The 24,417-nt window shown below is 60.9% G+C and carries 22 protein-coding genes and 1 pseudogene; 14 read left to right on the top strand and 9 right to left on the bottom strand.

Features of this window, described 5'->3' with window-relative positions:
- Window positions 1–87: 87 nt before the first annotated feature.
- From aroB to PLJ71_13895, 3 genes are read left to right on the top strand one after another with little or no spacing between them, the layout of a single operon-like run.
- On the top strand, window positions 88–1,170 hold the full coding sequence (gene aroB, locus PLJ71_13905; GenBank protein HQM49777.1) for a 3-dehydroquinate synthase: 1,083 nt from the start codon (window positions 88–90) through the stop codon (window positions 1,168–1,170).
- Window positions 1,171–1,210: 40 nt separating this feature from the next.
- A complete protein-coding gene (locus PLJ71_13900) occupies window positions 1,211–2,032 on the top strand; it encodes a tetratricopeptide repeat protein (GenBank protein HQM49776.1) in 822 nt (273 codons plus the stop codon).
- A 46-nt stretch (window positions 2,033–2,078) separates the two neighbouring features.
- Complete coding sequence (locus PLJ71_13895) at window positions 2,079–2,738, top strand: hypothetical protein (GenBank protein HQM49775.1); 660 nt, start codon at window positions 2,079–2,081, stop codon at window positions 2,736–2,738.
- A 45-nt stretch (window positions 2,739–2,783) separates the two neighbouring features.
- Here PLJ71_13895 and PLJ71_13890 read toward each other — a convergent pair whose 3' ends face one another.
- From PLJ71_13890 to PLJ71_13855, 8 genes and pseudogenes are all read right to left on the bottom strand, one after another.
- Window positions 2,784–4,721: an SPASM domain-containing protein gene (locus tag PLJ71_13890; protein ID HQM49774.1), complete on the bottom strand. Its 1,938-nt coding sequence runs from the start codon at window positions 4,719–4,721 to the stop codon at window positions 2,784–2,786.
- Window positions 4,721–5,533 carry an ABC transporter permease gene (locus PLJ71_13885; GenBank protein ID HQM49773.1) on the bottom strand — a complete coding sequence of 271 codons (813 nt, stop codon included), beginning with the start codon at window positions 5,531–5,533 and terminating at the stop codon, window positions 4,721–4,723. The genes PLJ71_13890 and PLJ71_13885 overlap by 1 nt, the downstream gene beginning before the upstream one ends.
- Window positions 5,534–5,544: 11 nt before the next feature.
- Complete coding sequence (locus PLJ71_13880; GenBank protein HQM49772.1) at window positions 5,545–6,567, bottom strand: ABC transporter ATP-binding protein; 1,023 nt, start codon at window positions 6,565–6,567, stop codon at window positions 5,545–5,547.
- A complete protein-coding gene (locus PLJ71_13875; protein ID HQM49771.1) occupies window positions 6,564–7,271 on the bottom strand; it encodes a CPBP family intramembrane metalloprotease in 708 nt (235 codons plus the stop codon). The genes PLJ71_13880 and PLJ71_13875 overlap by 4 nt, the downstream gene beginning before the upstream one ends.
- Window positions 7,268–7,897, bottom strand: a complete 630-nt coding sequence (locus PLJ71_13870; GenBank protein ID HQM49770.1) for a GNAT family protein — start codon at window positions 7,895–7,897, stop codon at window positions 7,268–7,270. Before PLJ71_13870 ends, PLJ71_13875 begins: the two co-directional genes overlap by 4 nt.
- Window positions 7,898–7,905: 8 nt before the next feature.
- Complete coding sequence (locus PLJ71_13865; protein HQM49769.1) at window positions 7,906–8,439, bottom strand: GNAT family protein; 534 nt, start codon at window positions 8,437–8,439, stop codon at window positions 7,906–7,908.
- A 432-nt stretch (window positions 8,440–8,871) separates the two neighbouring features.
- Window positions 8,872–9,018 carry a hypothetical protein gene (locus PLJ71_13860; GenBank protein HQM49768.1) on the bottom strand — a complete coding sequence of 49 codons (147 nt, stop codon included), beginning with the start codon at window positions 9,016–9,018 and terminating at the stop codon, window positions 8,872–8,874.
- 312 nt (window positions 9,019–9,330) lie between these two features.
- Window positions 9,331–9,624 (bottom strand): annotated as a pseudogene (locus tag PLJ71_13855) (hypothetical protein).
- Window positions 9,625–9,895: 271 nt separating this feature from the next.
- Between PLJ71_13855 and PLJ71_13850 the strand changes: the two are divergent.
- The 5 genes from PLJ71_13850 to PLJ71_13830 all read left to right on the top strand — a co-directional run bounded on the left by PLJ71_13850 (window position 9,896) and on the right by PLJ71_13830 (window position 18,194).
- Window positions 9,896–11,050, top strand: coding sequence for a sialidase family protein (locus PLJ71_13850; protein HQM49767.1), 1,155 nt, complete (start codon window positions 9,896–9,898; stop codon window positions 11,048–11,050).
- A gap of 153 nt (window positions 11,051–11,203) precedes the next feature.
- Complete coding sequence (locus tag PLJ71_13845) at window positions 11,204–13,015, top strand: L-fucose isomerase (protein ID HQM49766.1); 1,812 nt, start codon at window positions 11,204–11,206, stop codon at window positions 13,013–13,015.
- 149 nt (window positions 13,016–13,164) lie between these two features.
- Window positions 13,165–15,138 carry a glycoside hydrolase family 127 protein gene (locus PLJ71_13840; protein ID HQM49765.1) on the top strand — a complete coding sequence of 658 codons (1,974 nt, stop codon included), beginning with the start codon at window positions 13,165–13,167 and terminating at the stop codon, window positions 15,136–15,138.
- A 40-nt stretch (window positions 15,139–15,178) separates the two neighbouring features.
- Complete coding sequence (locus PLJ71_13835; GenBank protein HQM49764.1) at window positions 15,179–16,207, top strand: uroporphyrinogen decarboxylase family protein; 1,029 nt, start codon at window positions 15,179–15,181, stop codon at window positions 16,205–16,207.
- A gap of 238 nt (window positions 16,208–16,445) precedes the next feature.
- Window positions 16,446–18,194, top strand: coding sequence for a divalent metal cation transporter (locus tag PLJ71_13830; protein HQM49763.1), 1,749 nt, complete (start codon window positions 16,446–16,448; stop codon window positions 18,192–18,194).
- A 90-nt stretch (window positions 18,195–18,284) separates the two neighbouring features.
- On the opposite strand, the gene PLJ71_13825 is transcribed toward PLJ71_13830, so the two are convergent.
- Window positions 18,285–19,136, bottom strand: coding sequence for a carbon-nitrogen hydrolase family protein (locus tag PLJ71_13825; GenBank protein ID HQM49762.1), 852 nt, complete (start codon window positions 19,134–19,136; stop codon window positions 18,285–18,287).
- A gap of 271 nt (window positions 19,137–19,407) precedes the next feature.
- On the opposite strand from PLJ71_13825, the gene PLJ71_13820 reads away from it, so the two are divergent.
- The 6 genes from PLJ71_13820 to PLJ71_13795 all read left to right on the top strand — a co-directional run bounded on the left by PLJ71_13820 (window position 19,408) and on the right by PLJ71_13795 (window position 24,398).
- Window positions 19,408–20,154, top strand: coding sequence for a glycosyltransferase family protein (locus PLJ71_13820; protein ID HQM49761.1), 747 nt, complete (start codon window positions 19,408–19,410; stop codon window positions 20,152–20,154).
- 81 nt (window positions 20,155–20,235) lie between these two features.
- Complete coding sequence (locus tag PLJ71_13815; GenBank protein HQM49760.1) at window positions 20,236–21,270, top strand: isocitrate/isopropylmalate dehydrogenase family protein; 1,035 nt, start codon at window positions 20,236–20,238, stop codon at window positions 21,268–21,270.
- 62 nt (window positions 21,271–21,332) lie between these two features.
- Window positions 21,333–21,785, top strand: a complete 453-nt coding sequence (locus PLJ71_13810; protein ID HQM49759.1) for a DoxX family membrane protein — start codon at window positions 21,333–21,335, stop codon at window positions 21,783–21,785.
- Window positions 21,786–21,819: 34 nt separating this feature from the next.
- On the top strand, window positions 21,820–22,629 hold the full coding sequence (locus tag PLJ71_13805) for an SDR family NAD(P)-dependent oxidoreductase (GenBank protein ID HQM49758.1): 810 nt from the start codon (window positions 21,820–21,822) through the stop codon (window positions 22,627–22,629).
- 310 nt (window positions 22,630–22,939) lie between these two features.
- Complete coding sequence (locus PLJ71_13800) at window positions 22,940–23,680, top strand: lysoplasmalogenase (protein HQM49757.1); 741 nt, start codon at window positions 22,940–22,942, stop codon at window positions 23,678–23,680.
- Window positions 23,681–23,696: 16 nt separating this feature from the next.
- Window positions 23,697–24,398 (top strand): lysoplasmalogenase, encoded by a 702-nt coding sequence (locus tag PLJ71_13795; protein ID HQM49756.1) that lies wholly within the window; start codon window positions 23,697–23,699, stop codon window positions 24,396–24,398.
- The last annotated feature ends 19 nt before the right edge of the window (window positions 24,399–24,417 follow it).

Here is a 24,417-nt window from a genome sequence, read left to right as displayed (position 1 = left end):
TTAACCTGCCGGTTATGCTACCCTTGGCGTGCTCGGGAAACGGATTGGGCGCCGCTTCCCGGCCACACGGCGAGGAGTACGGCTTCAATGGAAACCCTGACCCTGGCTCTCGGAGACCGGGGATATCCGATCCACATTGGCGAGAATTCCCTGAGCCAGTTGCCCGCGGAATTGGCGCGGCTGCGGGCAAAGGGCGCGGTCGCCGTGTGCACCGACGCCAATGTGGCCGAAATCCATGGAGAGCAGGTCCTGGGCCTCGTGCGTTCGGCCGGGCTCGCGCCGGTGTTGTGCGTCATGCCTGCCGGAGAAGAAGCCAAACAGCTCGCACGCGTCGAGGAATTCTGCGGGATGTTCCTCGAAGCAGGGCTGGACCGGTCGAGCGTCGTGATAGCCCTGGGTGGCGGGGTGCCCGGCGACGTGGCCGGGTTCGCGGCCGCAAGTTTCATGCGCGGGGTCCGATTCATACAGATCCCAACGACCATCGTGGCGCAGGTCGATTCCAGCGTAGGCGGGAAAACGGGCGTCAATCACGCCCTTGGCAAGAACGCCATCGGAGCGTTTCACCAGCCGTCCGCCGTGATCATCGATCTGACCCTCCTGAAGACCCTGCCGGAACGGGAACTGCACGCGGGGCTCGCGGAGGTCATCAAACACGGCATGATCGCCGACGCCAGCCTGTTTGAATACCTGGAGCGCCAGGTGGCTCCGATTCTGAACAAAGACCTTAAGGCCCTGATGCTGCCGGTCAGGCGCTCGTGCGAAATCAAGGCCGCCGTGGTGGCCCAGGACGAGCGCGAACACGGCATGCGCGCTATCCTGAACTATGGGCATACGTTTGGTCACGGAATCGAGGCTGTAACGGCGTACCGCCGGTTCCTTCACGGCGAAGCCGTTGCCCTCGGCATGCATGCCGCTGCCGTTCTTGCTCGCAACCTCGAATTGATCGAGCAAGACATTGTTGACCGGCAACGGGCGTGCATTGAAGCATACGGCCTGCCCATCCGGTGGCCTGCTATCCCCGTCGATGAAACGCTCGCGGCCATGAAACACGACAAGAAGGCGCGCGCCGGCACGCTTAAATTCATCGTGGCCGACCGGATCGGCCACGTGGTGCAACGGACGGATATTTCGGAGAACCAGGCTCGCGCGGCCCTCCTCGCCTTGAGGTAGAATACAGACCCCGCGGGAGCGGGAAAGAGGATTACCCATAATGGCATTCGGCGGCGACAATGCGGAAAGCTACTACGACGACGGCGTCACGGCCAGCATGAAAGGCGACCTGAAACGCGCGGCCAAGTGCTTCGAACTCGCCATAAAAAAGGACCCCTCCTTTATCGTAGCCTACCATCAGTTGGGCAAATGTTACCTGCGCATGGGCGCCACGAAACAGGCGGTGACCCTGCTCCAGCGCGTTGTAAACCACATGCCCGACAAAGCGCCGTTTCGTCTCGACCTCGGCCAGGCTTATCTGGCCGGTGGCGAGCACGAACGGGCGCGCGAACAGTTCGAATACCTTCTCGCGTGGGATGCTTCCCAGGCACGCGCTTACCTGGGCCTCGCCCAGGTGTCTTTCGCCATAGGCCGGTTCGACGAATCCGTCCACCATGCCCGAATGGCCATCGAACTCGGCGGAACGAACTTCGCAGCCCTCTTCATCCTGGGCAAAGCCGGTATGGTCTCGGAGGACCCCTCGCTCGCCCTCGAATCCCTGGACCGCGCCGACAAACTGCTCGAGAAATCCCTCGAGTTGAACCCCGATCAGGTGGAGGGCTACTATTTGCGCGGCGAGGTCGCCTACGCACGGAAACAATATTCTTCCGCCTTGGAGCAATACCGTGCGGCAGACGCCAAAGCCCAGCAAGGCGCATACTATTCAGCATTCGGCGAAAACTTCCGGTCTATCGATATCCTGGCCAAGATGGGTCTGTGCTATCGTCAACTGGACCGTATAGACCGGGCAAAGGAGCTTGGGGCTGAGATCTTGGCAATCGATCCGGAGCACAAAATCGGGAAAGCACTAAGCGCGCTCTAGAACGGCGCGCCGGCCGGGTACGAGGGGCCGCGAGACGGAACATGTCATGGCCGATGTAAACCTGCAACTGGTGCGGGAGTTCTTTGAACTCAACATGTTTGCCGTGCTGACGAACTGGCAGCGCGAATCGCTCCGCCAGCGCGGCGCTGACAGCAGCCTTCAGGTCTTCGTCGAAAACGTCAACCCCGCCCTCCCCCGTGAACTCGATTTCGTATTGAACCCCGCCGACCTGTGCGCGCTTGAGCGGGCCCTGGTTGAAGTGCGGGCCTGGCATGCCGACAAGTTCTATCCCTCGGTGATCGAGTCCAGCCCTGTGCTGTGGCAATTCGTATCAGCGGAATCCCTCGCGTTTGCGCGTGAAATCTTTGGCGCCCGCCCCTTCGAGACCATCCTCGTGATATCCGAGCTCCCGTCTTCTCCGGACCCGCGCGCCCGGTCCATTCAGCTCTTGCAGGACGCTGGTATCGGCCACGTTCTCGAGTTCTCGAGCGTGCTGCGAGATCTCCTTGACAAAGTCAGCATGCACGAGAACTACGCGACGTCCCCCACCCTGCAAATCCTCCGGCTCATGAAACGCTACAAACTGGTGCGCAACCAGCAGCTCGAATTCGCTTTCCTGAACGAGCCCCCCGTTGCGGATTCCGCCCCCTGCGTTGAAACCGTTGCCGAACCCGAGCTCCTTCCGCCCGACGACGGCGCAAGCTGACTTTCTCGTTCGCCCCGTTCAAGGCGCTCGGAAAAGCGCGAGAAGCTACAAGTTCGACACTGTCACGCCGTAGACGTGAACGTCCCGGTACTTCTCATGGAGATAGAGCGCTTCTCGCAACGTCCCCTCCCGGGAGAAGCCGCAGGATTCCAGAAACCCCTGCAAAGGCGCCTCATAGTCCGCGGCCGGGACCGTGATCCGCCGCAATCCTTGCTGCTGAGCAGCCTGCTTCAGCAAGAAGATCAACCCCTTGCGAATGTCGGGAGACGCATAATCCGCTTCCTTGCGGAAATACACCCACGCCGTTGCCGCATCGAGACCCTTTTCCGGGCGGACTTTCAGAAGCCCGAAAGGCGTGCCGTCCTTGCGCGTCAGGACCATCTCCTGGTCGATGGCTTGCGGATGCATGGCATCCATCTCGCGTTCGTATTTCGTGGCAATAAACGCCCCCCTTTCGTTGAAAAGAAAGTAAGACGACGCATTCCAGTTCTCCCAGCGAACCAGCATCTCGGCGTCCGATTCTTCCACGGGACGCATCCGGATAGTGAGGCTCATGGCCGCCCGCAACATGCTGAACATGGACAGGCCGGGAGGCTTGCCCGCCGCCGGCGTCAACGCTTGATAGATGCGCGTGAAATTGACTCCTTCAGAGGAAAGCATATTGAACGCCGACACCGCCGCGGCCATCCACGACCGTTGAGCATCGCACCAGGGTTCGTGCGGCTGATGAAAATCACCGCTCAGCGCATCATGCACCGCGGCGCGGCCGCCACCGCACAGATGCCGGGCCCAGCACCGCAAACACGGCCCCGTGGTCGGCACGCCCATGTCTTCGTAGCGTTTTATGCCCGCTTCGTCCAGCGCGCCCTCCTGCAGCGAGCCGTGGCGAAACTGTTCTTTGCCAAAGACCCGCCACGAGGCGTAGACGACGCCATTTCTGTCAACCCCCAGCTCGTTTGTCCCAATCGGGTCGGAGCGTTGAATCGGCTGGCCCTCGTAAATCCGGTAAAACAGCGGCGCGATCGGGTCCAACCGGAAATAATGGCCTTCCAGCAAACGGCGCGCATAATAGACTGCGCTCGAGCTCAGCGCCGGCAACATGTCCGCGGGAGCCATGTCCGGATGCGCGACGAATGCCCCGTCCAAATCGAGCTCGATGACCTTGAAACCGGCCTCATCCAGGGTCCGGACCGCTTCTCCGAAATCCGGCGTGTCGGGACGCACAATGACGCGCCCGCCGGATTCTCCCCCGCCCGGCTGAAGAGCCTTGGCAAGTTGCGCCAGCGAGAACGTGCCCTGCGATGCCAGCGGCCTGAGACATCCTGCAACGCTGTCCGGCGCCCTCATTTCGAGACGTGCGCTCACCGTATGCCCGCGCAGAGCGTCCGGCAAGGGGGCGATTGCCACACCGTGCAGACGCACCGCGGCCATGAGTTCCTTCCCGGCCAGCCGGGCCGCGCGCAGCGCATCCCCGCACAGGGCCGCAACGGTCCCGGCGTCGCGGATGCGTCCGTGTTCCAGAAACTCGAGTTCCAGCGTCTTCTGATTTCCCGAACGGCCAAGGAGAAGATAGGCGGCGTCGCGCCCAACGGAAGGGACTCTCCCAAACGCTTTCTCGGCATCGCGCCGGAACCATCCCCGCTTTTCCGACGAGGGTTCGGAAGCGGCCGCGTCCGGAAGTTCCACCGTCAGGCGCTTAAGACCCTGCTCGATATCGTAGCGTTTCTGCAGTTGTTCGGGGGTCAAGCGGGGCAGAATCGATTTGACGTTCCGTAACCACTCCAGCTCGCCCACGACCTCGTAGATCTCGTGCTCCGGATGCTTGCCCTTGAGTTCGTATACGATACGGCTGATCGTCGCGCCGGGATACAACGCCAGAACGTCCCAGCAAACGTCGTCACACTCGAAACAGAAACAGGTCTCAGGATCGATGGCGTAGCGTTTGCCGTCCAATTCGAATCTGTGCAGCGCGGGTCCCGGCATCAGTAGGCCCCCAGAGTGCCCTTGTCCCGGCTCCAATTCTCGAGTATCCGGAAGCATACAATGCCGATGAAGGTCCACACGATACAATTAAGGATCAGAAAATAGAAATTGGGTTGCATATAGACGGAACGGTAAGTCCCCCCGATCTCCTGTCCTTTCACCAGCACATACTTCAATGAAATCGCGGCGTCGGTGATGGGAATGCAGTGCGCCAGAGCCCGAAACCAGACGGGAAACCGCTGAATCTGTTCGGAGCCAATCGCAATCATCAACAGCACCAGCCGAATCAACATGGCGACCTGGCCCGTTTGCTTGAACACGAGAACCAAGCCCCCCACCATGAAACCGAAACCGATCAGGTTGAGGTACGTCAGCGCAAGAACAACCACCGTCGCGAACGGATCCCAGTAGATCCCGCCTTCCAGGCTTGCCGCCAGCAGGCTCAGCAAGATCGTGTACGTCAGAATGCTCATGACCGCGGCCACAAGAGACCGCGCCAGGAAATTGGTCACCAAGCCGTGCGGACTCATGCAGACCTGCTCCAATTCTCCGGTCCGCGCCATGCCCTGAAGCCCCTGGGTGAACATTCCCACCAGCCCCATGGCAAGCATCCCTACCAGGAAGCCCACGACCTTGTCGAAGATGGACTCCGAATAGGCCGCCAGCATCTGGGGGTTCGATACAAAGGCCAGAATGAGCAACATCAGGAAACCATAGCTGATGATGAGGCCCGTGAGCGTGGCGAACCAGTAGCGGCGCATGATGATGAGGCCCCGCACAACTTCCGCCTTAAGTACCAGGAAGAAACCCATACGCGCGTCCTTTATACAGTCGAATCCCCGGTAATCCGAAGGAAGACATTCTCGAGATTCTGCTGGCGCAAATTCACGGACCGCAGCTGCACCCCGCTCTCGCGAAGCCGTCCAATAACCTCATATATGGCCTCGGACCGCAGCGCGTAATCATGCTCGATAGACACCACGCACAAAACCTCCTCGCCCTGTTCCTCTATCGAGACGTCCAGCACGCCTTTGATGCCGGGCAGCGTGCCGTTCGGAGGCGTCCGGTCAAGCCGAAGCTCGTATACCTGTTCGCTGAACAGGTCCAGCAGTTCATCCGTCGGCTTGCAGGCCGCCAGTTCGCCGCTCTTGATGATGCCGATCCGATCGCACAGCTCCTGGGCGACACCCATGTCATGCGTCGTTACCAGGGCCGTCTTGTTCTGCTCACGGGTCATCTGGATAATGCGGTCCTTGATCGAGCGCGCGCTCTGCACATCCAGTCCGGTCGTAGGCTCATCCAGCAGAATCACCGGCGGATCGGCAATCAGAGCGATGCAAATCGCGAGCTTCTGCTTTTGCCCGCGCGAAAGACGGCGCACCTGCACGTCCTTCTTGTCGCTTAATCCGATGAAATCAAGCAGTTCATGCGACCGCTTCTTGAGGATCTTTCCGGAAACGTCCTTGAGGTTGCCGAAATAGGCCAGGTTCTCGAGGGGAGTCAACGGCCAGATAGACGTGCGCGTCCCCTCGAGCACTACGCCGATCTTCTTCAATACCTTCAAACGGTACCGTTCAACATGCAGGCCGTCCACATACACGTCGCCCGCCGTAGGCCGTATCAGGCCCGAAAGCATCTTCACCAGCGTGGTCTTCCCCGCCCCGTTCGGCCCGAGTAATCCGAAGATCTCCCCGCGCTGAATGCTGAACTCCACTTCTTTGACCGCATGCACCCGCCGCTTCTCGTAGAACTGCCGTTTGCCCAGTTCCTCGTTCTTACTGAAGAAATGGCGTGTGAAGAAGACCTTGTCGACCTTGTCTGCGCGTATTATCGGGTCCATATTCATGCCAAGTCCGATTGTTGGGACAACACGGAGCGTTCGACCTCTCGCAGGGCTTGTTGTTCATCGCCGAGTTCCTCGAGTTTACCCAGAAACTCGATATAGGCAATTTCAATATTCCGAATCGCATGAATCGCTATCACGAAGATGAGGCTCCCCGTGCTCCAATACAATACGCCGATCAGCACGGCGAATAACACAAACTCGAGCGATTGAGAAAAGGAGTTGCGGAAGAAATGCGCATGAACCACCGAGAACAAGACCGCCGTGAGCACGATCCCCGCCCACGCATGTCCAAGCAGGGAGACAAAGCTGCTTTGCGCCGTTGCACGGTAGATGATCTCTTCGGTGATAGCCACGCCCACGTAACGGCTCAACACCAACGGGCTCTCGATGACGAAACCCCATATCGCGCCGAAGCCCAGTAAGACCTCGCGGGCGTCGCTCACGCAATGGTGAATAACTAAAAGCGAAACGACGAAGATCACATGCCCGGCAAGAAGCCCTCCAAAAAGGTATGCCGGATTCAGCAGGCTTCTGCCCAGCGCGCCGCCTTCATAGGCGATACAACACGCAAAAACAAACAACGGGATCTGGATGATAAGAAGGTCGGCCCGAATCCTGCTCCGCCTCTCGGATTTGCCGCGTCCGTTCTGAATCAGCGAATGGGCGACGTGCAGACCGAGGAAAACCAGAAACGCGATCTTCACCCGCCAGTCTCCTCGTCTTTCCCGTGGAGAGCCTCGATCATGTCCACGAGCGATTTGCCCGTCATGCGGCCCTCGAGGCTTTCCCGCAATTCGTTGAACTCCCGCCGCAAGAGGCCGTAACAGTACATATCGTACAATTCCCCGTCGCGAACCACATGGTCCTTGAGCGTCAACTCGCGCTTGGCGTTGCTGCGCTCCATAATCCGCCAGGAGGGCGAGTTGAACGAGTAGATGTACGCACTCACGCGATGCAGGTTCAGCTCGTCAAAGCAATATTCCATGATGCGGAAAAACGCCAGGCCAATGACGATCCCTTTGCGAAGGTTTTTCTGGCCAATATAGACGTCCAGGCTGCACGAGCGATTGCGCCAGCTCACATTCTGCAGCAAGACCAGCCCCACCGGCCCGTCTGTCTCCGATTCCAGAATGAGCTGAAACGCCCCCGGCATGGTGTGTCCCGGAGCACGCCCCAGCAATCCCACAATCTGCTCGCGGATCTGCCGCTGCGAACGCGTCACATCGCCATAGAGGAACAACTGGAAATCGGGATCCTCCATCCACTCGACAATCGTGTCCAAATCCTCGCGTTCGGCCCGCCTGATGAAGATATTGCTGCGCAGCGCCATCGGTCCACCTAATCCTTACTGTCCGACGCAAATAAGGAGAGCGTCTCGTTGTTGAACCACCGTCCCTGGCTGAATAGTACCTCACGGGCGACCCCGTCGCTCCGAAAACCGTTCGCAACCAGGAATCCCCGCAAGGCCCCCTCGCTGTCCAGGCAATGCACAATAATCTTGGTGAGGCGGCGTTCCACGAACGCTTTGTCGCGCAAGAACGCCAGCGCCTCGGCGGCCATTGGGCTGGCCAGATCGGCTTCGTCCAGAAACATAAGAAGCATCTCGCCAAAAAAAACGTCCTGCCGCCCCGCCCGCAGACTGCAAAAGCCTCGGACCCGGCCGGTCTTGTCCTCGACGGCATAGTATTCGCCGAGAAGCTTGATGTCCTTGTTCGCCAAGAGTTCCCGCAATTCGTCGGTGGTGGGCTGATGCGGTTCGCGGCGGCGGTCCAGCGTGGCCGCGCGCGGGTTCGCGGGGTTATACACGAGTTTCAGGGTGGGCGCATCCTCCGGCTCCGCGGCGCGAATAACGCAGTGTTCGCCAAATATCACCGCTACCCCCTCGTGAAACGACTGTACAAAAACACCCTACGCCCCCGCATCGAATGAGGGCCCTATCCCACATGTCAGCGCGCCCAAGCCACAAAAATGAGTGCCGGGACCTCCCATTACAGAGCGCCCCGGCATGTGAAATTCATACTGCGTACTAGAAGGATTCGTTCTTCTTGGCATAGACGAAATTCGACCATGCGCGCGATATATCATTCAGGAAGTCGCTGAATGCGTCCGCCCGCTTCGACGTAATCTTTCGTATGTGTTTCATCCCGGACCTCCTACTTTTCCTCTCGCAAACCCCGTGCTAGCAGCCGGATACCCTTTCCACTCTCTCCTGAAACTTCAAACGGGCGAACACTGGCATTGAACATCAGAGCACATCCTCTCCACCCCGGCCTTGCGCTGGCAAGGTACCGGCCCCAGAGCGGTTCATGCCCCGGTCTCATCGGTTTCCTTGCTCTGAGTGAATGTAAGAACGGCTGTCAGAAATCCTTGAATCAAAGTCACAATGTTGATAAGTGTAGGGATATCCTGGGCCTCAGCCGGTCTTCTGGTCAACGTCTTAAGGTGCTTCATATTCGAAATTCCCCTTTCTGTGCCAACTTGTTCCTGAATACAGACTCTTCGCGCCCGCTCCCTACGTGGAACACGTCAGCGAGCGCATTCTACTATCCCCACCAGGGGTTGTCAAGTTCCCACACAGTGCCAATTCGTTCGTACTTACGGACTTGTGACCGCCAGTGCTATCACTTGACAGGACTTCTTGTTGCTCCTCTTGATCGTACCGGTGAACAGCGGCTTTGTTACACCTGACGCCTCCAGAATCCAAACGCATATAGCGGCGCGGAACATCAGCGCACGCTCTGTAAGCAACATGCACTCCGTTATTTAGGCCAACACGTATGTACACCCGAGGGCATCGTAGCCGTGTGAATTGGCGCTAGCCAGGTCCGACCTGCCCATCAAAGCAATATCGACCGAACGAGCCGCTTCACGCCCCTCGTGAATCGCCCAGACGACCAGAGATTGCCCGCGGCGCACATCCCCCGCAGCGAAAACCTTCGGGTGATGCGTCCTGTATTCTCCGTAACCGGCCTTCAGATTGCCGCGAGAATCCTGTTCAAGCCCCAATTGCCTGGCAACAGCGTGTTCGGAGTGCACAAACCCCAAGGCCAGCAACACTGCGGCCCCGTGCAGTCTATCCAGACCAGGTCCTCGGGCAGACGGCCTGTGTTGAGGCCTACAAACGCCCGTGGCACCGTCCGATAACACACGGGCGCATGCGCCCGTTTGCGCCGCATTCTTGGAATCAGACCCCTTTACCGAATACCATAGTTCTGGCGAAACGGGAGTGGCGCGTGGCTGGATCCAAGCGGCCGTTCCCCGTGACGGCGCCACGCGAAATCCCGGCCTGCGCACAGCAGACTATCCTCGGACCAAAGGAGCCCAAACAATGACGAAAACCGTGATCAAAGACCGGGGACGGGTAACGACAGACGCCCCGGACGGCTATCCGAGCCGGGCGTTTCCCGGCATCTGTGTGCTGCCCTCCGGGCGCTGGCTATGCGGTTTCCGGGGCGCGGTCACCAAAGACGCCGTAGACGGACAGAACGCTTTCGTAACATGGTCGGATGACCGGGGCGCCACATGGAGCACCCCGGCCCCGCCTTTCCAAGCCCCTGACCTCGATGGGAGGTCCGGCCGGTTCCGCGCGCTCTTTTGCACGCCGCTCGATGGCCGCGTATTGGCAACCTTGTACTGGGTGGACGCGTCCGAAGCCGGACGGCCGTTCTTCAACGAGTCCACCGAGGGGCTTCTTGATAGCCGCATCTTCCACTCGGTTTCGGCGGACGGCGGGGCCACGTGGTCCACGCCCGCGCTAATGGATACAACACCCTATCACCAGCCCGCGCCCATCACGGGACCCGCCCTGGTCATGCCGGATGGGTGCTGGGCGTGTCAGTTCGAGCTGAATAAGCCATACACCGACCCCGCGCCATGGCGGCACGCCTCCGTGATGATGTTCTCGCGCGACGGAGGACGCACATGGCCCGAGAGCGTCGAGGTGTGCCCTGACCCCGAAAACCGCGTGTTCTACTGGGACCAGCGGCCGGCTCTCCTGCGGGATGGCTCGCTGCTGGACGTTTTCTGGACCTATGACCGCAAAGCGGGCGCATACCTCAACATTCACGCAACCCGTTCGATTGACGGAGGGCGCTCGTGGTCCCCCCCATGGGATACGGGAGTGCCGGGCCAGCCCGCGCCAGTTGTCGCGCTCGACAACACCGTCCTGGCAATGGTCTATATGGACAGAACCGCCAGGCCAGCGCTCAAGCTGCGGATAAGCCGCGACAGCGGGGCCACCTGGCCCGCCTACAGTGAACGGGTGCTCGAGGATTTCGCGGCCCTGTGCTCCCAAACGGGCCATGCGACCATGCAGGACGCGTGGACCGAGATGGGCGCCTTCGCGTCAGGGCTGCCCGCGACATGCCGAACGCCGGACGGCGAGCCACTCGTGGTCTATTACGCGGGACCGCATACTGACCGCACCGACATCCATTGGATGCTGTTGGATAGCGCCGCGCTTCAGGAGGAAGCAAGCGGATAAGCGGGCTATGGCCCCTTTACCGGCATTTGCCTTCTGCACGGCAAAAAGGTACCGTAATAGGCGGGTAATGCTGAGGTTTTGGCGCGCCACCTTTCACGAAATGGGGAAGACCCCGCGCGTGTAACCGCAAAGACGTTGGAGTGGAGGAACACCATGAGTAAAAACGATAGAGCCGTTGGCGAAAACCGTTGGATTGGCGATTTCCCCAAGATCGGCATCCGCCCGGCAATAGACGGGCGGCGCAAAGGAGTACGCGAATCCCTCGAGAACCAGACCATGGGCCTGGCCAAAGCCGTCGCCAGGCTGCTGACACGCAAACTACGGTACCCGAACGGCGCCCCGGTCGAGTGCGTAATCGCCGATTCGTGCATCGGCGGCGTGGCGGAGGCAGCACAGGCCGCCGCCAAATTCGCCCGGGAAGGCGTGGGCGTCTCCATAACGGTCTCCCCGTGCTGGTGCTACGGCTCCGAGACCATGGATATGGACCCTCTCACCCCCAAAGCCGTTTGGGGATTCAACGGCACGGAGCGTCCCGGCGCGGTCTATCTCGCGGCGGTTCTGGCCGGCCATAACCAGAAGGGCCTCCCCGCGTTCAGCATTTACGGGCGCGACGTTCAGGATGCCGGCGACCCCTCGATCCCGGCCGATGTACAGGAGAAGATGCTGCGGTTCGCGCGAGCGGGCCTGGCCGCGGCCATCATGCGCGGCAAATCGTACGTATCGCTCGGCAACGTATCCATGGGCATCGCGGGCTCGCTGGTCGATCAGAGTTTCTTCGAAAGCTACCTGGGCATGCGCGTCGAAACCGTGGATATGTCCGAGTTCGTGCGCCGCATGGACGAAGAAATCTACGACAAAGCCGAGTTCGAAAAGGCCCTTAGATGGGTGAAGAAGAACTGCAACGAAGGGCAAGACGCCAATCCCAAGCACTTGCGCCTCAGCCGCAGGCAGAAGGATACCGTCTGGGAAACCTGTGTGAAGATGTTTCTCATCGGGCGCGATCTCATGGTTGGCAACCCCAAGCTTGCCAAGATGGGCTGGGGCGAAGAGGCCCTCGGCCGCAACGCGCTTGCGGCGGGGTTCCAGGGCCAGCGCCAGTGGACCGACCACTTCCCCAATGGCGATTTCATGGAGGCTATGCTCAATTCATCGTTCGACTGGAACGGTATCCGCGCCCCTTACATCATGGCCACCGAGAACGACTGCCTCAACGGCACGGCCATGGTCTTCGGCAATCTCCTCACGAACACCGCGCAGGTCTTCGCCGACGTGCGGACCTATTGGAGCCCCGCCGCCGTCAAACGCGTAACCGGCCACGAACTCGCGGGTAACGCCGCCGGCGGGCTTATCCATCTCATCAACTCCGGCGCGGCGGCTCTCGACGGTTGCGGGCGCCAGACCGCGAAAGGAAAGCCTTTCATGAAACCGTTCTGGGAAATCGAGCCCAGCGAGGTCAAGGCGTGCCTGGCAGCCACTACGTGGTATCCGGGCAATCGCGAATACTTCCGCGGAGGCGGGTTCTCTTCGTGCTTCCTCACCAAGGGCGGGATGCCCGTCACGCTCATTCGCCTCAACCTGGTGAAAGGCCTCGGGCCGGTGCTCCAGTTGGCCGAAGGCGTCACCTGCGACCTGCCGCACGAGGTGCACGCCAAGCTTAACGACCGGACCGACCCCGGCTGGCCCACGACGTGGTTCGCGCCGCGTGTCAACGGCAAGGGGCCATTCAGCGATGTCTACTCGGTCATGTACAACTGGGGCGCCAACCACGGCGCCTTCGCGTTCGGCCATATCGGCGCCGACCTCCTGGCTCTCGCGTCCATCCTGCGCATCCCGGTTTGCATGCACAACGTCGACGAAGCCGACGTGTTCAGGCCCAGCGCGTGGACAGCCTTCGGCGCACACGAGCTGATGGGGGCGGATTACCGCGCCTGCGCCAATTTCGGTCCCCTGTACGGAAAATACTAGACGGCCGCGTGTTCTCCGGGGGGATCTTCCGTCGGGAAGATTCCCCCGGCCGTTTTTCTGGTGAGACGCGCATTGCGGATGTCCGTGCGGTTTGATAGCGTCTTCAGAGACTCCACAAAACAGGAGCCCGTTTCCAAAGAGGATTCACCATGCGAAGATTCTGGGTCTGCTACACTGCGCCGTTGATCGTGTGTGTCACCGCATCGGCAGCCGATTCGCAAGCGGTACAGGGTTCGGGGAACGGACACCCCTCCGCGCTCCGGCCGTTGGCGTTGCAGCCGTTTCCCCTCGGGGCCATACGGCCCGCGGGCTGGCTGGAACGCCAGCTCCGAACCCAGGCCGACGGCCTGAGCGGACACCTTGACCGGTTCTGGCCGGATATCCAGGGCAGCGGATGGATCGGCGGCAAAGCCGAAGGATGGGAACGCATGCCCTATTGGCTCGACGGGACCGTACCGCTGGCCCACCTCCTCGACGACCCCGAACTCAAGGGCCGGGTCAACGGTTACATCAACTACATCCTCGAACACCAGCAGGAAGACGGCTGGCTCGGACCGGAACAGAGCGTCACCCCGCAACAGAGATACAAGCCCCGCGACCCATGGCCCGTGTTTGTCATGCTCAAAGTGCTCACGCAATATCAAGAGGCCACGGGCGACGAACGGGTCATCCCCGCCATGCAGCGGTTCCTCCGGACACTCGACAAACAGCTCGATGAACGGCCCCTGTTCGACTGGAATAAATCGCGGTGGCAGGACCTCGTCGTGAGCATTCACTGGCTCTACGACCGCACCGGCGAACCGTGGCTGCTCGAGCTCGCCGCACAAGCCCGCGAACAGGGACAGGACTGGCTCGCTCACTTTCAAGATCTGCCGTTCAAGGAAAAGGTCGAAACATGGCGGCACGAGAGCCACGTCGTCAACAATGCCATGGCGGTCAAAGCCCCGGCGGTGTGGTACCGCCAGACCGGCGACCCCGCCCTCGAAGGCGCTACGCGGCACGCAATCGCAGAGCTGGACCGGTACCACGGGCAGTTCTCGGGCATCTTTACGGGCGACGAGTGTTTTGCAGGCAAGATGCCCTCCCAGGGAACGGAATTGTGCTCGGCCGCCGAGTACATGTTCTCTCTCGAGACAGCCACAGCCATTCTGGGCGATGTTTTCTTTGCCGATCGGCTCGAACGCATCGCTTTCAACGCGTTTCCGGCGACCTTCAAACCCGACATGTGGGCCCATCAGTACGACCAGCAGGCAAACCAAGTCGTGTGCAAAGTCAGCGAAGACCGCATCTACACCACCAACGGGCCCGACGCGAACCTGTTCGGGTTGGAGCCCAACTACGGGTGTTGCACGGCCAACATGCACCAGGGCTGGCCAAAGTTCGCCACGCACCTCTGGATGCGCACCCCGGACGACGGGCTGGCGGCGGTCGCCTACGCGCCTTGTGAACTCTCGGCAACGCTCGGCGGGGCGGAGGTAAAGGTTCGCGTCGAAACCGACTACCCGTTCCGTGATGCCGTGGCTATCACCGTCGAGACCAATACACCGGTGCAGTTCCCCCTGTGGCTACGTATCCCCGGCTGGGCGAAGAGCGCCGAGGTGCGCGTTGGAGATGGCGGCACGCAGCATGCCGAGTCCGGCACGTTCCACACGATTGCCCGGGAATGGAACGGCACGACCGCCGTCGCGCTGCGTTTTCCCATGCAGGTCCAGCTCGAAAGGCGCTATAACGAGTCCGTCGCCATCGAGCGCGGTCCCTTAATCTACAGTCTGAAGATCGGCGAGTACTGGAAATACCTGCGCGGCGAGGAGCCTCACGCCGACTGGGAGGTGTTCCCAACCACGCCCTGGAACTACGCGCTGGCGGTGAACACCGGCGATCCCGCATCGTCCATCACGTTTGAAGAGCGGCCAGTGGGCGGCCTGCCGTTCTCGCCCGAGGGCGCGCCGGTCGTTGCCACCGTGAAAGGCCGTATGCTGCCGGAATGGCTGCTCGAAAAGAACGCCGCCGCGCCGCCGCCCCAAAGCCCCGTGTCCTCCGTGCAACCGATGACGAATCTGATCCTCATCCCCTACGGGTGCACCAATCTCCGGGTCACGGAATTCCCGCTCCTGGCCGAATGATCCCGAAGATATGCAAGCAGTCAGGAACTGACGACGGCCTATGACGCACGACCAATGGAACACGCTGGTGTCCGTGGTGAATGGCGAATCGCTCGATGCGCCGCCCGTGGGGTTTATCATCGACAGTCCCTGGCTCCCCAACTGGGCGGGCATGTCCATTCTCGACTATCTGACCAGCGAGACCATGTGGTTCGAGGCCCATATGCGGGCCATCGAGCGATTCCCGGCCGCGCTCTTCCTGCCCGGCTTCTGGGCGGAATACGGTATGTGCACTGAACCCTCGGCTTTCGGCGCGAAATGCGTCTTTCCCGAAAACGAGTTTCCCTTCGCCAAAACAATGTTTGACGATGTCTCAAGAGCCGCTTCGGTCCGGAAACCGAACCCCAAAACCGACGGCCTTGCACCGTTTGTGCTGAAACGGCTGCAACACCTCGAACCGCGCATCCGGGAAGCCGGCCACGCCATCCGTTTCGCCGTCGCGCGGGGACCCCTGAACATCGCAGGATTCCTCCTCGGCAACACCGAGTTCCTTATCGGCCTGAAGATGTATCCCGGCGAGTCCCACGCCCTGCTCGATACGATCACGTCCTATATTGAGGATTGGCTGAAACTCCAGGCCGCGACCTTCCCTACCATTGACGGCGCCCTGATTCTCGACGACTTGGCGGGATTCGTCGGACCCGGCGACTTCGAGGAATTCGCCAAGCCCTATCTCAAGCGCGCGTTCGAGGCCATCGACGCCCGGGTCCGTTTCTTCCACAACGACGCCGAGGGCATGATTTGCGCACCTCATCTCGCGGACATCGGCATCAATCTCTTCAACTTCTCCCACAACCATCCCCTCCGGACTATGCGGGCCGCCGTGGGGGAACGGGTCGCGCTGCTCGGCAACATCCCTCCGAGAGACGTATTGGCTCAGGGCGCCCCGGAACAGGTGTACGATGCCGTACGCCAGCTGCTCGAATCCGTTAACGGCACCCGCGGGCTCATCCTGTCCTGCGGCGGCGGCATGCCTCCGGGCGTGCCAAGTGAGAACATCGACGCGTTTATGGCCGCGGCAACCGCGTAACCACAGCGGCCCGAGCCAAAGAAGCTTGAAAATGCCGCATGTCCAACGCATCATGAGATTGCCGGAAGAAAAGGGCTGTATGCGCCGTCGGTTTCATAAACTGATTTCGGCGCGGCCAGACTGGTTTTTGCGCATTTCCATATAATCCCAACCCCATGCGCATCCGCATGCCATCCCTGTTGGGGGCTGTCCGGAACACTCGTATCCGGTAAGGCGCGAGAGAGGAGAAGCAGACGCGATGGACCAGAAAGTTCAACAAAGGAAGAGCGCCTTTTCCATGAACCCGCAGATCGAGCGCGACCGCGACATGCTCGTCCTCGCCCGCAAGAAGGGCAAAGGCGCCCTGGTGGGCGCATTCGTGCGGCTGTCGGGTCCCGGCTGGTTGCAGAGTGCCATCACGCTCGGCGGCGGCTCGCTGTCGTCAAGCATGTATCTGGGCATCTTGGGCGGATTCGCCTTCCTTTGGCTTCAACCCCTTGCTATGGTCGCGGGCATCGTCATGCTCAGCGCCATCTCTTATGTAACGCTGAGCACCGACGAGACGCCATTGAAAGCTATCAACCGGCATGTAAACCCCGTTCTGGGCTGGGGCTGGCTCGTAGCTTCAATGACCGCCAATATCGTCTGGTCAATCACGCAGTACAGCCTGGGGATCGCCTCCCTGCAACAGAACCTGTTCGAGGGAATCCTGGGGGAAGGCGGAGCGCTGGGCGGCGCAGGCAAATATGTGGCCGCCGCCATAGTCCTCTGCGTGGCCGTGTCCGCAAGCATGCTGTACAGTTTCGGCGGCAGGGGCGCCAAGACTTTCGACATCCTCGTGAAATGCCTCGTGGGAACAACCGTCGTCTGCTTCGTCGCCGTGGTGGCAAGGTTGCTGTGGACCGGCCAGATTGCCGTGGGCGAACTCCTCAACGGGTTCCTGTTCCATTCGAGACTTCTCATGCAACCGGTCGAGGCCTTTTCGGACAAGATAGCCCAAGTGGCCCCCGCATACCAGGATTTCTGGTCGAATATAATCGTCAGGCAGCAACGGGACGTTATGATCAGCGCCGGCGCAACCGCAGTCGGCATCAACATGACCTTTCTCCTCCCCTATTCGATGCTGCGCAAGGGTTGGGACCGGGAGTTCCGCGGTCTCGCCATTTTCGACCTGGCTACCGGGCTTTTCTTCCCCTTCGTGCTGGCCACGAGCTGCGTGGTCATTGCGGCCGCCAGCCAGTTCCATGGCGTCGCCGCGCCCGGCCTGCTCGGCGAGAAAGACCCCCACGGAAACCCCGTCATGCCAGCGAAGAACCTCATCGGCCCCTTCGACGAGCTGCTCGCGCAGCGTGTAAAGGCCGAGCTCGGCAAGGAAGCCTATAACGCCCTCAGCCCGGATGAACAGCAGGCGCGCAAGGACGCCTTGCCGGAAGCGGACCGCAAGGTCGCGGCTATGTTCGTGAAGCGCGACGCATTCAATCTGGCGGCGGCATTGGCCCCGATCACGGGCGACCGCTTCGCGAGATATGTTTTCGGTCTGGGCGTCATGGGTATGGCCATGGGCGCTTCCACGATGCAGATGCTCATTAACGGCCTGTGTTTCTGCGCCCTGCTCGACGTCCCTGCGAAGGGCTGGCGACAACGCGCCGGCATGCTCATGCCGGGTATCGCGATCGTTGTGCCGCTCTTCTGGAAAGGCGCACAAATGTGGTTAGCCATTGTCACCTCGGTTTTCTGCATGACTCTCTTGCCGTTTGCCTACCTGTCATTCTACCTGCTCATAAACCACAAGAAATATCTGGGCACGGACGCCCCGAGCGGCGCAAAGCGTATCCTGTGGAACGTGCTTATGGTCCCCTCGTGCATATTGGCGTGCATCGGCGCGTTCTGGAGCATCTACTCCAAGCTTGGCGGGATGTACTCGGCCCTGGTGATCGGCGCGTTTCTGGTCCTTGTCGCCATCGGCCATGCCATCCGCGGCGTCATCTACCCGGAAACCTCCGCGTAAGGCCCTTCTATAGAGCTGCGCCTCGGGCAAAGCCCCCCTCGCCCGGCGCAGGCGGGCGGCATCGGGCGCGAGACGTTTCCCGAGCCCGGCTTATTCACCGCCGACAATTACCCCATACAGTTCGGGGCGGCGGTCTTTCAGATGATTGTCGTCAGTGGCCCGGCTCAAATCGATGTCGCAGATCAGGACGCCCCGCGAACCCTTTTTCTGCGCTACGATTTCACCCTTGGGTCCGGTGACCAGGCTCTCTTCGGGATGCGCGAATGCTATGAAACACTGGTTCTCGAACGCGCGCGTGCGCATCATGGCCTCGTTCAACTCGTTATGGAAGCCGTACGTGGGGTTCAAAATGAGCTTGGCGCCCTGCAGCCGGAGCACGCGGGCCGTCTCGGGCCAGCGTCGATCCGCGCAGATCATGATGCCCAACGGTCCCCATGCCGATGGCCACACGGGCAACGACTCCCCCGCATCGAACTGCACGTCGTGGGTCTGGATGTGGGTCTTGTGATACACCCCCACCCGTTCGCCCTCGGCATTCCACAAACCCGCCGCGTTGTATGCTTTGCCGTTCTCGAGCGACGTAAACCCGAAACAGATCCACATCGAGCGCGAGCGCGCCTCCTCCGACACCCTCTGAAGATAGCGGCTGCTGTTCAGATCCTGAGCCACTGCGACAATACGCTCGCGGGTCGAGTCTTTGGCCGGCGCGGCGTATCCGTCAAGCCAGCATTCGGGCGTGATGAAGATATCGACGTTCTCACCCCTTGTGGCGTCCAGAAGTTCGAGGAAGGCGCCGAAGTTTTTATCCAGATTCCACTTTTCCGGCACGGCGCGCAGCAGACCCAGCCGCACGCTTGTTCGCGGCGGCGCCTCGCCGTCTTGTCCCGCAGCTGCCAGGCAGGCGGTCCCCACCAGCGCGGTCAAGGCCAGAATACGCGCCATGTCCGTCTCCCATCAGTGCAGTTGGATTACCCACATTCGAACGCGCCGCGGAAGCTTTCGGCGCGCGCCCCGAACCTGAGAAGAGGGCCCTCAATAGACTTCAAACCCAGCAATGACGCCAAGGGCTTGATTCCGCTATTCTACCATGTGCGATCCTGTTTCCGGGTGAGGAGGAGAGAATTGCTTTGGGGGTCTTGAATATGCATGACAAGTTCTGTGCGCCCGGTGATGCGGTGTCGCTTTCCGCAAATCGAGAGGACCACGGCGGCCGATGAAGCGTGTGGTTGGGGTCGTGCAGGCGCGCATGGGCTCCACCCGCTTGCCGGGGAAAATCCTGGCGGACATAGCGGGCAGACCCATGCTGGCGCTGGTTATGCAGCGCCTGGCCCGGGCTGCCGCCGTCGACGAGGTGGTCGTCGCGACTACCACCAACGACAAGGACCGGCCTATTACCGAGCTGGCGGCCCGGATGGGATTCCGGTGCTGCATGGGCGACGAAGAGGACGTGCTGGCGCGTTATCTGACTGCCGCCCGCGAGACGAACGCCGGGATCATCGTCCGGGTCACTTCAGACTGCCCCTTGATTGACCCCGCCCTGGTCGATGAGACGGTTTCACTCTACTTCAACGAACATGCCGATTATGCCGCCAATTGCTGTGTGGACTACCTGTTCCCGCGCGGCTCGGAGGCCGAGGTATTCAGCGCCGCGGCCCTCCGGAGAATCGAGCCTCTCGCCCGGGAACCCTATGAGCGCGCGCATGTCACCCCCTATTTCTACCGGTGCCCCGAGACGTTCAAGATCGCTTTTCTGGAAGCGCAAGGGCCTTACCGCCAGCCGGACCTGCGCGTGTGCGTCGATACCCAGGAGGACCTCGACCTGGTGCGGGCCATATACGAGCGCCTCGATACAGGCGGAAACGATTTTTCGATACTGGATGTCATACAATTACTCGACCGCGAACCGGCGCTGAAAGCCACCAATGCCCACATCCACCAGAAGAAGCTGCAGGAGGGGTAGGCGCCGACTGTGGAATACAGGACAGCCGCGAAATGTCTCCTGAATTGACCGCGGCCTGCTCTCGCGAAGGAAGGAAACCATATGTCGCACACCGTTTGTCTGATTCCGGGCGATGGCATCGGCCCCGAGGTTGCCCAAGCGGCGCGCCGGGTTATCGATGCGTCGGGCGCCCCCGTCAACTGGCTCGAATTGCCCGCCGGGGCTGGAGCGCTCGAGACCTGCGGCGAAGTACTCCCCGACAAGACCGTCGAGGCAATCGAAGTGCACCGCGTCGCGTTGAAAGGGCCCATCACCACGCCAATCGGCAAGGGGTTTCGGAGCGTCAATGTGCAGTTGCGCAAACGGCTCAATCTATACGCCGCCGTGCGCCCCGTGCGCAGTCTGCCAGGAGTCAAAACCCGCTATGAAAACGTCGAACTGGTCGTGATACGCGAAAATACCGAGGGCCTGTACTCGGGACTCGAAAACGAGGTCACCACGGGCGTCGTTCAAAGCCTCAAGATTGCGACCCGAACAGCGTGTGAACGCATCGCGCGTTTCGCATTCAACTACGCGCGCGAACGCCGCCGTCACCGCGTCACCGTCTTCCACAAGGCCAACATCATGAAGTTGTCCGACGGGCTGTTCCTCGATTGCGCGCGCGAGATTCACGAGAAGGAGGCGCCGGATATCGCGTACGACGAATTGATCATCGACAACGGCTGCATGCATCTCGTGCGCGACCCGGGCAAGTTCGACATCCTGTTGCTCGAGAACCTCTACGGCGACGTCGTCAGCGATCTGTGCGCCGGTCTCGTGGGCGGTCTCGGTGTCGTGCCAGGCGCGAATATCGGTGACGGGTGCGCCGTGTTCGAAGCCGTACACGGAAGCGCCCCCGACATCGCTGGCAAGGGCGTCGCAAACCCGCTGGCCCTGATCATGAGCGGCGTGATGATGCTGAACCACCTGGGCGAAACCGCCGCCGCCAAACGTATCAAGACCGCCTACGATCAAGTGCTGCGCGACGCAAACCCCGGTGAAATCACCCCGGATATCGGAGGACAAGGCACAACCGAATCGTTCGCCAAGGCCGTTATCAGCCGCATGGAGTGCAACGGGCATCAATCAGGGGAGTGAATTCCTCCGTTCCGCGTGTTAGGCTTGTGCAAAAGGGCGCAGAAGCAGGAGGAGGTTCAACAATGCGGGACACAGAACATGTAGCACAAGGTCTGTCCCCAGAGAGCGTTGCGGGATTTCTGTTGAGGCTGGCTCTGGGGGTGCTGTTTCTTTTTGCTGCCGTAGGCAAATTTCTGGGCCCGGGTCCCATCGGATTCGCAAAATGGATTCTCCAGGAGTTCGACGGCACCTACCTTCCCAGGGCTCTCGTGCTTCCCTACGCATTTACCCTCCCGTACATCGAGTTCCTCCTCGGATTGGTGTTGATTCTCGGGCTCTTCACCAGGGCATCGCTATTCCTGGCGGGAATGCTGCTCATCAGCCTGGCGTTCGGGAAAATGGTCCAGCAGGACCAAGCGACCGTCGCCGACAACCTCAATTACGTGTTTATGGCCGCCGTGGCATTGTGGTTCGCCTGGCGGGACAATCCCATTTCGGTTGACAGGCTCGTGTTCCGCAGAGGACGGAACGAATAGCGCGCGCACGCGGCGCATCCGAAAGAGGAAAACCATGGCGCAGCGCTTTCAAGGCAAGTCCGTGTTCATAACAGGCGCATCCTCGGGCATTGGCGAAGCCCTTGCCCACGCGTTCGCGGCCGAAGGCGCGCGCCTGGCCCTTACCGCGCGGCGCCTTGATCGCCTCCTCAAAGTTCAGGAAGCGCTCGCGCAAGAAGGCGCCCAAGCGCTCGCGCTCCAATGCGATGTGACCGAACGCGCGGCTCTGGACGCAGCCGTGGCGCAAACGGTCGAGACGTTCGGCGCCATCGACGTCGCCGTCGCCAACGCGGGGTTCGGCGTCGCCGGGCCCTTCCAGAAGCTGAGTACCGAGGATTTCCGGCGGCAATTTGAGACCAATGTGTTCGGATTGCTCGACACCGTCTACGCCGTCCTGCCTCATCTTCAGGCGTCCAAGGGACGCCTGGCGCTCCTTTCCAGCGTGGCGGGCCGTGTGGCATCACCGGATACATCCCCCTATTCGGCAAGCAAATTCGCCGTGACGGGGCTGGCAGAAGCCATCTACTACGACCTCTTGCGCGACGGCGTTTCCGTGACATGCATAGAACCCGGGTTTGTCGAGAGCGACATCCGCATGACAGACAACAAGGGGCGATTTCACGACGACTGGAAAGACCCCGTGCCGCAATGGCTGGTCGTGCCCCGGTCTCGTGCCGCCCGCGCCATCGTCAACGCCATCTACAAACGAAAGCCCGAAGCCGTCATTACCGGACACGGCAAGGCCATCACATGGCTCGCACGCCACTTCCCCCGCACAACCCGGTTCATCCAGCGCCACGGAACCGTACGCAGACGGAACAGATAACTCCCCACGCCGGCGAATACGCCAAGCCGAACACTGGCACCCAAACCAGCACCCTCGGGCAACCCTTTTCCATCTACCCTCACGGCGGCGCCGGGTTCGCACCGGTTCGGAAACCCAAGCCCTGCCCATCCCGCCGAGAGGCCGTTTCTTGACATTCCGTCAGATTTCCGCTAGGGTAGCGCCTATCATAGGAGTCCGCCCTGCGGGGCCAAGCGTGTACGGCCTCTAACTCTCGTGCAGAAGATGGACTACGTATCCTGTGTCTGCCGCCGTCGCGGAATTCACCTCAACATATACAAAACAGGAAATCATGGAATTTCAAAACGCACCGCGTTACTCCTGCCCGCCGGCAATGCCCCTGGCGGCAGGATGGCCGCGCAGCCGTCTCTATTGTAGCCTGTTCACGGCTCTCACTTCCTTGAGCGTGCTCGCCGTCTTGCTGAGTTTCCGCATGGAGCCTGTTCACCCCTATCGCTTCGGCTTCCTGATGATTGCTTCGGCGTGCTTCTTGCTTGTGGCCGTCCTGGGCGGGGCGCTGCGTTCCGTCTACGGCCGGTTCATTTTCACCGGGCTGCTCTGTTGCGCTCTCGGGGACTACGTTGGATTTCGCAACTTTGTTTGGGGCGCGATAGCGTTCCTGGTGGCGCACGTCTTCTTCGTGGCGGCCTTCTGGACCTTGGGTGTGGATTGGAAACGGGCGTTGCGTTTTCTGCCGTTCCTGTTGTTGGTCGACGCCGGCATTCTGGCATCGCTTTATCCGGGCATTTACGGCACCGATCGCCCGGTGGCCTTTGCCTACATCGTGTTCATCTCCGCGATGGTGGTGTTTGCGTTCGGCGTGTCCGCGCCACAGCGGCGAACGCTTATTCTGGCGGCCGCAACCCTCTTCTACTTCTCCGACATCTTCGTCGCCCGGTGGCGGTTCACGGATACGGGCTCAATCAACGGCTATTTCTGCTATCCCATCTACTACGCGGCATGCGTCCTTTTCGCGTGGACCGTGTGTATGCGCCCTGACGAGCGTCCCCTGGTTATGTACCGTGTCGAATAAGCCACTCGTGCATTATATGCTGATTGGATTGCGCGTGTTGTGTGTCTGCGGAACGGCCGCGGGATGCGCGGGGATGCTGCTGGCGTGGTCGGCGGGAAACGGCGAACTGGCCCGAGTGTTGCGGTTTGTCGCATCCATCTCCCCCCTTTCGCTGGCCGCCGCATGTGGCGCGTTGGCCACCTGGTACGGACGGTGGACTCTCCTGGCCCTGGCGTATTGCGGGTTCGGTGACTGGTTGCTGGCATCCCACGGTTTCGTGCCCGGCCTGTTCGCGTTTCTGATGGGACATGTCGCGTTCATGGCCGCCTCTCTTGCCCGCGGCATCGACACGAAGCCGCTCGCAATGTCCTGCGCGGCGCTGATGTTGCCGGCATGCGCCGTGCTGGCATGGCTGCATGGCCGGATACCCTCTCAGCATATCGTCCCCGTCCTGGCCTATCTCGCCGTCATCTCGGCCATGGTGGCGTTCGCTGTGGGCGCATCCTGGCGTCACAAGGCCCCCGTGCTCGTCCTTGCCGCATGCACGTTCTACGTATCCGACCTGTTTGTGGCGCGGAGCACGTTCGTCCGGGGCGGTCTCATCAACGCGGTACTAGGCCTGCCCCTCTATTACGCGGCGCTGGTGCTGTTCGCTCTGAGCACGCTCGGCGCCGCTTCGGATGAAATGAAACAGGCGCCGCCGAGCATGGTAGAATCGAAGAACCGAACAATGCCCTGACAACGACAATGGGGTTCCA

The sequence above is a fragment of the Candidatus Hydrogenedentota bacterium genome (genome assembly GCA_035416745.1).
Classification (GTDB): Bacteria; Hydrogenedentota; Hydrogenedentia; order Hydrogenedentales; family SLHB01; genus UBA2224.
Note: the sequence above shows the minus strand (reverse complement) of the source record. Positions and strands in the feature narration are given on the sequence as shown.